This window comes from Actinoplanes oryzae (assembly GCF_030757795.1).
GTDB lineage: Bacteria > Actinomycetota > Actinomycetes > Mycobacteriales > Micromonosporaceae > Actinoplanes.
Genome location: NZ_JAUQWH010000050.1, coordinates 38,329 through 50,962, shown reverse-complemented (window position 1 = coordinate 50,962; position 12,634 = coordinate 38,329). Strand labels below are relative to the sequence as shown.

13 protein-coding genes are annotated in these 12,634 nt (G+C 70.8%); 7 read left to right on the top strand and 6 right to left on the bottom strand.

Features of this window, described 5'->3' with window-relative positions; translation table 11 throughout:
- Positions 1-158 precede the first annotated feature (158 nt).
- Positions 159-1,025, top strand: coding sequence for an SDR family oxidoreductase (locus RBH18_RS18435; protein WP_306209361.1), 867 nt, complete (start codon positions 159-161; stop codon positions 1,023-1,025).
- Here the strand turns inward: RBH18_RS18435 and RBH18_RS18430 are convergent.
- Positions 1,009-1,398, bottom strand: a complete 390-nt coding sequence (locus RBH18_RS18430; protein WP_306209359.1) for a hypothetical protein — start codon at positions 1,396-1,398, stop codon at positions 1,009-1,011. The two genes, RBH18_RS18435 and RBH18_RS18430, sit on opposite strands and share 17 nt — an antisense overlap.
- Before the next feature lie 177 nt (positions 1,399-1,575).
- On the opposite strand from RBH18_RS18430, the gene acnA reads away from it, so the two are divergent.
- The 3 genes from acnA (at position 1,576) to RBH18_RS18415 (ending at position 5,516) form a co-directional block, all read left to right on the top strand.
- The gene (acnA, locus tag RBH18_RS18425) at positions 1,576-4,347 is read left to right on the top strand and encodes an aconitate hydratase AcnA (protein WP_306209357.1); all 2,772 of its coding nucleotides are present in this window, start codon (positions 1,576-1,578) and stop codon (positions 4,345-4,347) included.
- A gap of 153 nt (positions 4,348-4,500) precedes the next feature.
- The gene (locus RBH18_RS18420) at positions 4,501-5,259 is read left to right on the top strand and encodes a hypothetical protein (RefSeq protein ID WP_306209355.1); all 759 of its coding nucleotides are present in this window, start codon (positions 4,501-4,503) and stop codon (positions 5,257-5,259) included.
- A gap of 11 nt (positions 5,260-5,270) precedes the next feature.
- Complete coding sequence (locus RBH18_RS18415) at positions 5,271-5,516, top strand: hypothetical protein (protein ID WP_306209353.1); 246 nt, start codon at positions 5,271-5,273, stop codon at positions 5,514-5,516.
- A gap of 115 nt (positions 5,517-5,631) precedes the next feature.
- On the opposite strand, the gene RBH18_RS18410 is transcribed toward RBH18_RS18415, so the two are convergent.
- Together RBH18_RS18410 and RBH18_RS18405 are read right to left on the bottom strand one after the other, a co-directional pair.
- A complete protein-coding gene (locus RBH18_RS18410; protein WP_306209351.1) occupies positions 5,632-6,255 on the bottom strand; it encodes a maleylpyruvate isomerase N-terminal domain-containing protein in 624 nt (207 codons plus the stop codon).
- Positions 6,256-6,279: 24 nt separating this feature from the next.
- On the bottom strand, positions 6,280-7,548 hold the full coding sequence (locus tag RBH18_RS18405; RefSeq protein ID WP_306209349.1) for an extracellular catalytic domain type 1 short-chain-length polyhydroxyalkanoate depolymerase: 1,269 nt from the start codon (positions 7,546-7,548) through the stop codon (positions 6,280-6,282).
- Between the two features lie 309 nt (positions 7,549-7,857).
- Between RBH18_RS18405 and RBH18_RS18400 the strand changes: the two genes are divergently transcribed.
- Entirely contained in the window at positions 7,858-8,775 is a 918-nt protein-coding gene (locus RBH18_RS18400) for a serine protein kinase RIO (RefSeq protein WP_372338937.1), read from the top strand.
- Positions 8,776-8,811: 36 nt separating this feature from the next.
- Here RBH18_RS18400 and RBH18_RS18395 read toward each other — a convergent pair whose 3' ends face one another.
- Together RBH18_RS18395 and RBH18_RS18390 are read right to left on the bottom strand one after the other, a co-directional pair.
- Positions 8,812-9,057 (bottom strand): DUF2630 family protein, encoded by a 246-nt coding sequence (locus RBH18_RS18395; RefSeq protein WP_305786481.1) that lies wholly within the window; start codon positions 9,055-9,057, stop codon positions 8,812-8,814.
- A gap of 65 nt (positions 9,058-9,122) precedes the next feature.
- Positions 9,123-10,571 carry an MFS transporter gene (locus RBH18_RS18390; RefSeq protein WP_306209346.1) on the bottom strand — a complete coding sequence of 483 codons (1,449 nt, stop codon included), beginning with the start codon at positions 10,569-10,571 and terminating at the stop codon, positions 9,123-9,125.
- A gap of 61 nt (positions 10,572-10,632) precedes the next feature.
- Here RBH18_RS18390 and RBH18_RS18385 point away from each other — a divergent pair, with 61 nt between their 5' ends.
- On the top strand, positions 10,633-11,259 hold the full coding sequence (locus RBH18_RS18385) for a TetR/AcrR family transcriptional regulator (protein WP_306209344.1): 627 nt from the start codon (positions 10,633-10,635) through the stop codon (positions 11,257-11,259).
- On the opposite strand, the gene RBH18_RS18380 is transcribed toward RBH18_RS18385, so the two are convergent.
- A complete protein-coding gene (locus RBH18_RS18380) occupies positions 11,237-11,890 on the bottom strand; it encodes an HAD family hydrolase (RefSeq protein WP_306209342.1) in 654 nt (217 codons plus the stop codon). The genes RBH18_RS18385 and RBH18_RS18380 overlap by 23 nt on opposite strands.
- A 140-nt stretch (positions 11,891-12,030) precedes the next feature.
- On the opposite strand from RBH18_RS18380, the gene RBH18_RS18375 reads away from it, so the two are divergent.
- Positions 12,031-12,606, top strand: a complete 576-nt coding sequence (locus tag RBH18_RS18375; protein ID WP_306209340.1) for a TetR/AcrR family transcriptional regulator — start codon at positions 12,031-12,033, stop codon at positions 12,604-12,606.
- Positions 12,607-12,634 lie beyond the last annotated feature (28 nt).

Sequence of the window (12,634 nt, the reverse complement as noted above, 5' to 3'; positions counted from 1 at the left end):
GCCCGCTCTCGGCGAGCAGCCGGGCAGCCACGTTGATGATCCGCAGTCGCGTGCTCTCCCGACCCGCCGTCATGGTGCCAACGATAACACCGCCTTGACAACACCGGCGATTCCAGCGCTAACGTTGACGCGGTTCCACCGATACCAGGAGGCACGATATGTTCGTCATTACCGGAGCGACCGGCAAGCTCGGCTCCCGCATCGTCGAGCGACTGCTCGCCCGCGTTCCCGCCGACCAGGTCGCGGTGAGCGTCCGCGACCCCGAGCAGGCCGCCGGTCTCGCCGACCGTGGCGTGCGGGTGCGCCGCGGCGACTTCACCGACCCGGCGTCGCTCCCGCACGCCTTCGAGGGCGCGCGGCAGGTGCTCGTCGTCTCGGCGAACCTGACCGGCGCCGAGGCCGTCGCCGCGAACAGTGCCGCGATCGACGCGGCCGTCGCCGCCAGCGCGGAGCGCGTGGTCTACACCAGCCACCAGGGCGCCGGGGCCGATTCCGTTTTCTCCCCGATGCACGCGCACGCCGCGTCCGAGCAGCACCTGGCCGCCACGGGCCAGCCGTGGACGGCCCTGCGCAACGGCTTCTATGCCGAGACGATCCGGTGGCAGCTGGGCCGGAGCCTGGAGAGCGGCGAGCTGCTCACCCCGGCCGACGGACCCGTGTCCTGGACCGCGCACGACGACCTCGCCGAGGCGGCCGCCGTCGTGCTCACCGAGCCCGGCCGCTTCGAGGGGCCGACGCCGCCGCTGACCGCCCCGCAGACCGTCGACATGGCCGGCGTGGCAGCGATCCTCAGCGAGCTCACCGGCCGCCCGGTCCGGCACGTCGTCATCGGCGACGAGGAGTTCGCCGCCGGCCTGATCGCGAACGGCGTGCCCGAGTTCCGCGCCCGCATCGCGCTGGGCATGTTCCAGGCGTCGCGCCGCGGCGAGTTCGGCGTCACCGCGCCCGACCTGGAGAAGCTGCTCGGCCGCCCCGCGATCTCCGTGCGCGCCCTGCTGTCGGAGGTGGTCAGCGAGTCGCGATGACCGTGGTGATGCGGGGTCCCTCGGCGTCGGAGCGCAGCAGATAGCTGAAGCTCTCGCCGGGGACCGCGTTGCCGAAGCTGTCGAGGTACTCCCACTCGACGTCGACCATCGCCAGCGCCGTGCTGAGCCGGCGCACGTCGCGAAGTTGCGCGTGTGCCGCCACGATCTGCTGCTCCTGGTACGCGGGAGCAGCGCCCAGGAAGGACAACGCGACCGCCGCCGGGGACGTGAAGGTGAAGCTGTACGAGTCCGCGACCACCATCCCGGGCAGGGCGTAGCACCCCGCGATCGCGGACACGTCGCCTCGCGTGAGCGCCGAGCCGTACCGGTCGAAGAAGTCCGTGAGGTGGTCCAGATCAACGGGTGACTTCACGGAACACGACGTACCCCCGTGATCATGGCGTCAAACTTGCGCGTTTTAACAAGACGGACGTACGGTTTAGGCGAACACATCGACGTTGAGTTAGGTGTGCCTAACCGCTACGCGGCGCCGACCGGTGCGCGAGACTGCTGAGGACTACTCACGGTCGCTGGGTGTGAAGGAGATGACGTGGCCAGCCTGGACACCTTTGGTGCGAAGAGCGAGCTGCGCGTCGATGACGCGAGCTACGAGATTTTCACGATCGACAAGGTGGAGGGCCATGAGCGCCTGCCCTACTCCCTGAAGATCCTGCTGGAGAACCTGCTGCGCACGGAGGACGGCGCGAACATCACCGCCGACCACATCCGCGCGCTCGGCGGCTGGGACCCCACCGCCGACCCGAGCGTGGAGATCCAGTTCACGCCCGCCCGGGTGCTGATGCAGGACTTCACCGGCGTGCCGTGCGTGGTCGACCTGGCCACCATGCGCGAGGCGGTCGGCGACCTCGGCGGCGACCCCACGAAGGTCAACCCCCTCGCCCCCGCCGAGCTGGTCATCGACCACTCGGTCATCGCCGACCTGTTCGGCCGCGAGGACGCCTTCGCCCGCAACGTCGAGCTGGAGTACCAGCGCAACCGCGAGCGCTACCAGTTCCTGCGCTGGGGCCAGACCGCCTTCAACGAGTTCAAGGTCGTCCCGCCCGGCACGGGCATCGTGCACCAGGTCAACATCGAGTACCTGGCCCGCACGATCATGGAGCGCAACGGCCAGGCCTACCCCGACACGGTCGTCGGCACCGACTCGCACACCACGATGGTCAACGGCCTCGGCGTGCTGGGCTGGGGCGTCGGCGGCATCGAGGCCGAGGCCGCCATGCTGGGCCAGCCGGTCTCCATGCTCATCCCGCGCGTGGTCGGCTTCAAGCTCTCCGGCGAGATGCCCGCCGGCACCACCGCCACCGACCTGGTGCTCACGATCACCGAGATGCTCCGCGAGCACGGCGTGGTCAGCAAGTTCGTCGAGTTCTACGGCCCCGGCGTCAGCGCCGTTCCGCTGGCCAACCGCGCGACCATCGGCAACATGAGCCCGGAGTACGGCTCGACGGTCGCGATCTTCCCGATCGACGACGAGACCATCAAGTACCTCAAGCTCACTGGCCGCACCGAGCAGCAGGTCGCGCTGGTCGAGGCGTACGCGAAGCGGCAGGGCCTCTGGCTCGACCCGGCCGCCGAGCCGTCCTACTCGGAGCGGCTCGAGCTGGACCTGTCGACGATCGTCCCGTCGCTCGCCGGCCCGAAGCGCCCGCAGGACCGCGTCCCGCTGAACGCCGCCAAGCCGATGTTCCGCGACGCCCTCTCCAACTACGTGCAGGAGGAGGGTCCGGCCGACGAGGCCGCCGAGGAGACCTTCCCCGCCTCCGACCCGATCGCCAACGGCCGGGAGTCCGAGGCCGACAAGCCGCACGTCTTCTCCGCCGCCGACGGCGCCGACGGGCGGCCGTCCAAGCCGACCCGGGTCACGCTCGCCGACGGCACCGAGTTCGAGCTCGACCACGGCTTCGTCGGCATCGCGGCCATCACGTCCTGCACGAACACCTCGAACCCGCAGGTCATGATCGGCGCGGCCCTGCTGGCCCGCAACGCCGTCGAGAAGGGCCTGTCCCGCAAGCCGTGGGTCAAGACCACGCTCGCCCCGGGCTCCAAGGTGGTCATGGACTACTACGACCGGGCCGGCCTCACGCCGTACCTGGACAAGCTCGGTTTCAACCTGGTCGGCTACGGCTGCACGACCTGCATCGGCAACTCCGGCCCGCTGCCCGAGGAGATCTCCGCGGCGGTCAACGAGGCCGACCTCACCGCCGTGTCGGTGCTCTCCGGCAACCGCAACTTCGAGGGCCGGATCAACCCCGACATCAAGATGAACTACCTCGCGTCGCCGCCGCTGGTCGTCGCGTACGCCCTCGCGGGCACGATGGACCTGGACATCACGTCGGAGCCGCTCGGCACGGGCTCGGACGGCAAGCCGGTGTACCTGTCGGACATCTGGCCCAGCGCCCAGGAGATCGACGACACCATCGCCGCGGCGATCGGCGCGAGCGGCTTCAGCTCCGCCTACGCCGACGTCTTCGCCGGCGACGAGCAGTGGCAGTCGCTCCCGACCCCGGAGGGCTCGACCTTCGCGTGGGACGGCGAGTCCACGTACGTGCGGAAGCCCCCGTACTTCGAGGGCATGCAGCCGGAGCCGTCGGCCGTCTCGGACATCTCGGGCGCGCGGGTGCTGGCGAAGCTCGGCGACTCGGTCACCACCGACCACATCTCGCCGGCCAGCTCGATCAAGCCCGACTCCCCCGCCGGCAAGTACCTCGCCGAGCACGGCGTCCCGCGGCACGAGTTCAACTCGTACGGCTCCCGGCGCGGCAACCACGAGGTCATGATCCGCGGCACGTTCGCCAACATCCGGCTCCGCAACCAGCTGGTGCCGGGCGTCGAGGGCGGCTTCACGGTCAACCACCTGACCGGCGACCGGACGACGATCTACGACGCATCCGTCGCGTACAAGGAGGCCGGCATCCCGCTGGTCATCCTGGCCGGCAAGGAGTACGGCTCCGGCTCCTCCCGCGACTGGGCCGCCAAGGGCACGATGCTGCTCGGCGTGCGCGCGGTCATCGCCGAGTCCTACGAGCGCATCCACCGCTCGAACCTCATCGGCATGGGCGTGCTGCCGCTGCAGTTCCCGCCCAAGACCAACGCCGAGTCGCTCGGCCTGACCGGCACCGAGACCTTCACGATCACCGGCGTGACGGAGCTCAACGACGGCAAGATCCCGTCGACGGTCAAGGTCCGCACCGACACGGGCGTCGAGTTCGACGCGGACGTGCGCATCGACACCCCCGGCGAGGCGGACTACTACCGCCACGGCGGCATCCTGCAGTACGTCCTGCGCAAGATGCTCAACAGCTGAGTCCGTACCGTGGACGCCCCGCCGTTTCCCGGCGGGGCGTTCGCATTTCTTGATCTTTCACCGTTCAGGACGTCACCCGGACCATTGTCAACGGTCACCCGATTGAGGGATTCCTGATTTTTGCCGGCCCGTCGGCATGTGTACTGTTGCCCGGTGCGATGGTCACGACTGGCGCGCGCATTGGCTTTCGCCGCAGGCGCTGCGATGCTGACATCCGCGCAATTGAATCTACCAAGAAAAGATTTCTGGGATCACAAGGCCTTATGGGCGGCCATTGCGGTGGTCGCCTATGTGACCGTTCACGATCTGCTCGTCGCGGCATTGCCCTCCTTACAGGCGAAGGCGGTACGCGAGTACGAGCAGAACATCCGGGCCACGCTCAGCGCGGGGCTGTGCGAGGTGGTCAACAAGTTCGGCGTTCCCTGGGAGGAGGTCGGGGTCCACGCCTTTCTCATCCGCGGCCTTCCCCGTTTTCGCCGTCTCGTCAACGTGGGCGGGATCCGCCTGGGAGCCAAACCCTCGATGACCGCGCCGGTATGGCGGCCGGGCAAAGGGGTGATCGGCGTTTCGTGGGACGACGACCGCATCGTGGCGGTCAATTGGAACACCTTCTTCAGGACCCACAACTCCGCGGGGAAGACCCGATGGAAGAGTCTGGATCCGAAGGACAGATACGGTCTCACCTGGGGCGAGTTCCAATTGACATCCGATTACCGAACGATTGTGGCCAGCCCCATTTATTGTCAGCGCGGCCGCAGCGGCAAACGCATGGGGTGCGTCGCCATCGACGCCCCGCTGACATCGGCGCAAGCCAACGACCCCGCCATGGCACAAATCTTGCGCGATGTGGCCAGGATGATTGAGCTTGCGGGGGATCCACCGCAGACGTGGTGGACATATAGACTTCGCTAGGGAGGTGAACCATGACCGGAGATCAAGACATTCGTGACGGCGGCCCCATCTCTCCCGGCTTCGTCGATCTGATCGCCCGCAACGGTGGATCACCGGATTTCGTCAGGCGAGCGAGCGCGGTCGCCCGGGGAGAGGACGATCCCGACGCGTCGCGTTTTCCCGCTCTCGACCAATGGATCGGCGCGGCAAGTCGCATCGTGCCCGCCGCCGGCCTCGCCGCGGCCGTGATCGCGGTCCTGCGCCACCTGGCGGACTGATCGACAAGCAAATTCGGCGCAGATCCGCTGTGCGGAGTTTCCTCGTTCGCAACAACGTGAGACATTGCCCGCCCTCGCTGGACATGTCGCCGCAGGGACGTGGCGGAGGCGTATCTCAGACCACCGAGAAGTCCGCCGGCAGCGTGGCCCGGCCGGTCAGGGCGCGCAGCACGAGCGTCTTGTCCTTGCCGGTCGCGGCCACCCGGGCGGCCTGCAGGGTGACCACGGCCAGCACCTCCTCGGCGAACTCCGCCTCGACCCCGGCGGCCGCGGCGACGTCGAGCCCGTGCACGACCAGCTCGAACGTGCGGGTGGGGATCCACTCCCGCACCCGCATCCCGCCCACCGCGGTCAGCACCACATCGGCGTCCCCGGCCGCCGACAGCGACTGGGCCGCCGCCCTCGCGTACTCGGCCACGCCGGCCGCCGGCTCCGGCCCGAGCTCCGCCGCCGTCTTGCGGGCGTCCTCGGTGGCCGCCGCCCGGACGGCCGCCACCACGTCGGCCGGCGCCGCCCTCGCGAAGGCCCAGTAGCCCTCCGGCGATGCCACGTCGACCGTGGCCGCGGGCCCGCCCAGCGCCGACGACACCTCCCGCAGGGCGGACCCGACCACGTGCCCGGTCAGCTCCCGCAGCGTCCACTCCCCGAGCCCGGGACCGTCCCACCGCTCCTCCGGCACGCGGTAGACGAGATCGGTGAACACGGCGACGGCCGACTTGTAGGCCCAGCGGAAATCCATGCCCCCAAGCGTGCCACCGCCGCGTCAGGCCGCCTGGCAGACCGGGGCCGCGGTGGGGCCGGCACCCGTGCCCTGGAAGCCGAACTCGGTGCTGCCGCCCGCCGCGACCTGCCCGTTCCAGGTGACGTTGCGGAAGCTGACGGTCCCCGAGCTGCCCGTCGCGCCGGCGTTCCAGGTGCTGGTCACGGCGCCGCCCGACGGCAGTGTCACGCTCACCGTCCAGCCGCTGAGCGCGGCCGCGCCGGCGGTCACGCGGACGGTGGCGACATAGCCCCCGGTCCACGAGTTGAGCGACACGGTCGCGGTGCACGCGCCGGACGGTGGCGGGGTCGTCGGATCCGTCGGCGGGGTCGTCGTGTCCAGGCCGAAGAAGGCGATCGCCATCCGGGCCATGCCGCTCAGCGGCAGCGAGTGGCCCACGTTGGCGACGCTGATGCCCTCGACGGGCGCCTGGACCGTGTTCGCGCCGTAGCGGGTGCGGGTCCAGCCGGACTGCGGCGTGTCCGTGGCCACTGGCGTCTGGCTCACACCGAGCACATTGGTCCACTGCTTGATCTCTTCCCCGAAGTTCGGGTACGCGAGCGTCGTGTCCGTGGCGCCGTGGAACACCTGCATCCGCGGCCGCCTGCCGGTGTAGCCCGGATACGCGGCCCGGACGAGGTCGCCCCACGCCGCCGGCGTCTTGATGAGCTGCCCGGACGAGCAGGTGCTGTTCCAGCCGGCCTGATTGGCGGGATTGGTGGGATCGCCGGCCGAGGCCGCGAAGCACCCGAACGGCACACCCATGAACGCCGAGCCGGCCGCGAACACGTCGGGATAGTCGCCGAGCAGCACATTGGTCATCATCCCGCCGGACGAGGCGCCGGTGACGAAAGTGCGGTCGACGTCGGTGCGGTACTGCTGCTGCACGTACCGGACCATGGACACGATGCCGGCCGGGTCGCTGGTGCTGTTGTGGGTCAGGGCGCCGGGGCTGGACACGTCGAAGCAGTTGCCCGAGCGCGTGGCCGACGGGTAGATGACGATGAAGCCGTACTGGTCGGCGAGCGACTTGAACTCCGTACCCGAGTAGAACGCCGGGCCCGAGCCGGTGCAGTAGTGCACGGCGACGAGCAGGGCCGGCGCGGCGGGCCGCTGGTCGGGCACGTAGAGGTGCATGCGCAGGCCGGTGGGGTTGGCACCGAAGTTCGTCACCTCGGTCAGCGCAGCGGCGGAGGCGGGCGCCGCCGGCAGCACGACGGCGACAGCGAGGGCGACGACCGCGGCACACAGGGCGGTCCAGAGCTTTCTCATGCGAAGCTCCTTCCATAGACGCACGGGAGCGCTCCCACACTATGCTTTACATAGATGTAAACCAATGCCTTGCGCGACCGGGAAGGACGCGCGGGCACGGCGAGCTCCGGACGGTGCCGAGCTTTGCCGGGTGCTGTACACCGCGACCGGCGTACCCGATAAATAGGTTGCGCGGTCGCCCGGCGCGCGGCAGAGTCCTTCCCGCACGACCGAGAAGGTCCCGGATGAAGGGGGTGAACCCATGGCTGTCTTTGTGATGACCCCTGCCCAGGTTCACCAGACTTCCTTCTTCTCCGAGGAGACCCTCCAGTGCGAGAGCACGATTCTCTCGGCCCGGCGACCATGCGCCGCGGCCGTCGCAAGTTCGACGACGACGAACCCGACTTCGTCCCGCGGGGGCGGCTCGAGCCGCAGCTGAGCGAGGAGCCCGACCTGCCCGCGACCGGCGACCGCTGGTCCACGTGGGACGGGGCCCTGCACGGCCCGCAGCCGCGCCCCGAGTGGGTGCGCACCGAGTACGGCGCGGTGGACACCGAGCTGGGCATGCTCAAGACCGGCAAGGAAGCGGACGTCTTCCTGGTCCGGCGGGCCGTGCCCGACACCGACAGGACCAGCATGCTGGCCGCGAAGCGCTACCGGGACGGCGATCACCGGCTGTTCCACCGGGACGCGGGCTATCTCGAGGGCCGGCGCGTCCGGCGCTCGCGCGAGATGCGGGCCATGACCAACCGCACCAGCTTCGGCAAGCAGATGATCGCCGGGCAGTGGGCGCAGGCCGAGTTCGGGGCGCTGTCACACCTGTGGCAGGTGGCCGCCGAGGGCGGGACGATCGCGGTGCCCTACCCGGTGCAGATCATCGGCACCGAGTTGATGCTGGAGTTCATCGGCGACTGGGAGACGGGTGAGGCCGCGCCGCGGCTCGCGCAGCTGCGCCCGGACCCGGACGAGCTGGCGGACCTCTGGCGCCAGGCGGTCGACGCCTTCAGCGTGCTGGCCCGGGCGCAGGTGGCGCACGGCGACCTGTCGCCCTACAACATCCTGGTGCACGACGGGCGGCTGGTGGTCATCGACTTCCCGCAGGTGGTCGACGTGATCGCCAACCCGGCCGGCGGCGACTTCCTGGCCCGCGACGTGAAGAACGTCGCGAGCTGGTTCACCGCGCGCGGGCTCGTGGTCGACCAGCAGGAGCTGGTCGAGCGCCTGCAGTACGAGGCCGGGCTGCTGTGAGGCGCGGCCGCCGGAGGCCCCGGCGGCCGCGGCACCTCACTGGAGGTAGCCCTCGACCTCGCCGGTGCTGTGCGCCTGCTCGGTGTCGGGGTTGTTGCCGAACTCCCGGGCGGCACGGCGCCGGCGGAGCAGGTCCCAGCACTGGTCGAGCGCCTCCTCGACCTCCTTCAGCCGGGCGTGCTCCTCGTCGGCGCTGAGCTTGCCCTGGCTCAGCTGCTCGCGCAGCTTGTGCTCTTCGTCGACCAGGCCGTGGATCCGGCCCAGCACCTCTTTGTCATCCATGCCGGAAGCTTAGATCTTCGGCAGGCGCATTTCGCCACCGCGGGCACAGCGCGGTGGCCGGACCGCTATGCACGACTGTCAGCTGCGCTGGGGTGGCCGGCGGCCTGGGGAGCGACGGCACCACCCCGGCTGGTCCGCCGCATGGCCCATCCCACGAGGAGGGCGGCCACGGCGGTGAGGACGAGACCCGCGAGCGTGACCGCGTGCTCGAACTCCGCCGTCTGCCGATCGCTCCACTGCGGCGCGGTGATCGCGCCGGTGAACATCGCTGCGAGGATGGTGCCCCCGACCGCCACGCCGGCGCCGGAGGAGACCTCGGAGGCGGTGTCGACGAGGGCGGCGCCGATCGAGGTCCTGTTCTCCGGCAGGCCGCGCATCACGTTGACGCCCGCGACCACGCCGACCACGCGGATCGCGACGGCGACCAGGGAGAGGGAGAGTGCGATCCAGACGTAGCCGAAGCGGCCCGCCACGGCGTAGACGGCGAGCCCGGCCACGACCGCGAACGAGCTCGTCCAGGCGGCCCGCCCGAGACCGGCGCGCTCCACGAACCGGTTGACGAACGGCCCGGCGGCGATCAGCACGAGCACCTGCGGCAGCAGGCCGGCGGAGGCCAGGGCCGGTGACCAGCCCCACTCCAGTTGCAGCTGCAGGGTCACCAGGTAGCCCAGGCCGGCGACGGCCAGGCCGGTCGCGGCCTTGTAGGCCAGGCCCGCGGAGACCAGCGGGCGGGCGAGAAGCCTCAGATCGAGCAGGGGGTACGCCGCCGCGCGCTCGCGCAGCACGAAGAGCGCGGCCGCCGCGACGGCCGCGGCGGTGGCCGCCCAGGGCTGCCAGGAGCCGGCGCCCTCGTCGACGAAGAGCGTGGGCGCGACGAGCGCGAGCACGATCGTCGCCGTGCCGAGCACCGCGCCCGGGACGTCCACCGGGTCGCGGTGCAGCTCGCCGGCCTCGTCGGGGGCGATGCCGGCGCGGATGCCGAGGAGGGCGAGGACGGCGATCGGCACGTTGACCAGCAGCAGGACCTGCCACGGGGCGACGGCGAGGACGAGGCCGCCGGCCGTCGGGCCGATGGCGAGCCCGACCAGGCCCACGGTGGTGATGAGGGTCATCGCGCGGACCCGGGGACCGTCGTCGGTGAAGAGGCGGAAGGCCAGCGCGATCGAGCCGGGGGTCGTCATGGCCGCCGCCACGCCCGTCACCGCCCGGACGGCGATCAGCTGCTCCGCGGTCGTCACGAACGCCGTGGCGAGGCTCGCGGCGCCGAGCAGGGTCAGCCCGGCGAGCATGACGCGGCGCCGGCCGTACCGGTCCGCGACGGCGCCGAAGACGAGCATCAGCCCGCCGAACACCACCGCGTAGGCGCCGGTCACCCACTGCAGCGCCAGCGTCGAGGCGTGCAGCTCCCGGCCGATCGTGGGGAGCGCCACGTTGAGGATCGAGTTGTCGAGCATCTCGAACAGGAACACCGCGGACAGGCCGGCGAGGGCGATCCGCGTCTTCGTCGTGAACATGATTAGACCGTACGCCATTTTTAGAGCGCACCCTAGTTTTGTGGCTTGATACACTTCCGCCGTGGCTGAACCAGGACTTCGTGAGCGCAAGAAGGCACGCACCCGCCGGCTGATCGCGGACACGGCGGCACGCCTGTTCGCCGAGCGGGGCTACGAGCACGTGACCGTCAGCGAGATCGCCCGCGCGGCCGAGGTGGCGGAGCAGACGCTCTACAACTACTTCCCGGCCAAGGAGCAGCTGGTCGCCGATCGCGAGCAGGAGCTCAACGAGCAGCTGACCGAGCTGATCCGCACCCGGCCGGCCGGCACGAGCCCCGCCGCCGCGATCCGTGGCCCGGTCCTGGCGATGATCGAGGCGATCCGCGACCAGCCCGCGGAGAACGCCCGCGGCAGCCTCGGCTATCTGGCGGCGGTCAGCCCGACGGTCAACCGGCTCGCCCTCGAGGTGAGCGACCGCCAGGCCACCGCGCTGGCGGCGGCCGTCGCCGAGAGCGGCGCCATCGCCCCGGAGCTGGCCCGCCTGCACGGCATCGCACTGGCCGGCGTCTTCCGGATCATCATCGGCGAGACGGGCCGGCTGACCCGCGAGGGCGCGACCCCGGCCGCGATCGCCGGGGCCCTGCGCCCCCCGGTCGAGAACGTCCTCGGCGAGCTGGACCGCTGGTTCAGCGCGACGGGGACGCCATGACGGCGGAGAGCCCCTGGATCACGTTGCCGACCACGCGGGTCGGGGCGAAGCGCTGATCGATCCAGTCGCGGCCGCGGTGCAGCCACACGCTGGGCAGGCCCATGGCCGCGGCGCCGCCGATGTCGGCCTCGGGGCTGTCGCCGACGATCCACGCGCCGCCCAGGCGCATGCGGACGCGCTGGGCGGCCAGGGCGAAGATGCGCGGGTTGGGCTTGCTCACGCCGGCCTGCCCGGAGATCACCCAGTCGGCGACGTAGCGGTCGAGGCCGGTGCGGCGGATGCGGCTCTCCTGCTGCTCGTGCGGGCCGTTGGTGACCACGACCGGCACCCAGCCCGCGTCGCCGGCGATCTGCAGGGCGCAGGCGACCAGCGGGTCGAGGCGCTCGTAGGCCAGCGGGCCCTCGTGCAGCTCCTCGACCATGTCGATCGAGGTGAACGGCAGCTGGTAGCGCTCGCGGATGGCGTCGCCCAGGTCCCAGCGGGAGGTCAGGCCGTCCGCGTCGACGGAGAGCAGCCAGTCCAGATCCTCGTGCGGGGCGCCGATCTCGTCGAGGAAGCTCTTCGCCCACAGCTTGAACGCCCCGCTGCGGTCGAGCAGGGTGTCGTCCAAGGCGAGGAAGACGAGGGGCACGCGGGGCACTCTACGTGAGTGAATACCGGGCCGAACAGCCCAAGAGTGTTAACAGTGCCGGGTCCGCGCGCCGTATGGCGCGTATCGCAAGCCGTACGTACGGATTGCAGCCGCCGGAACCGGCGTGACACCATCGCTGCGTGCCCAGGGTGAGCCAGGACCAGCTTGAAGCCCGCCGCCACGAGATCCTCGGGGCGGCTCGCGGCTGTTTCGCACGTTACGGCTACGAGGGTGCCACGGTACGCCGCCTCGAGGAGGCCACGGGCCTGTCCCGCGGTGCGATCTTCCATCACTTCCGGGACAAGGAGTCGTTGTTCCTGGCGGTGGCCGAGGACGACGCCGCCGCGATGGTCGAGACGGTGGGCCGCCACGGCCTCGTTCAGGTGATGCGCGACCTGCTCGACCGGGCCGGGGCGAGCAACGACACCGCCGGCTGGCTCGGCAGCCAGCTCGAGGTGTCCCGGCGGCTGCGCACGGACCCCGAGTTCGCCAAGCGCTGGGCCGAGCGCTCGGCCGCGATCGCCTCCGCGACCCGCGAGCGCCTCGAGCGGCAGCGGGAGGCCGGCGTGCTGCGCGACGACGTGCCGGTGGAGGTGCTGACCCAGTTCCTCGAGCTGGCGTACGACGGCCTGGTCCTGCACCTCGCGACCGGCCGCCCGGCCGGGGAGCTCAGCCGCGTCCTCGACGTCGTGGAAGGCGCCGTGCGGCGGTCCTGACCAGCCCTTGCGCGCGCCTGCACAATGA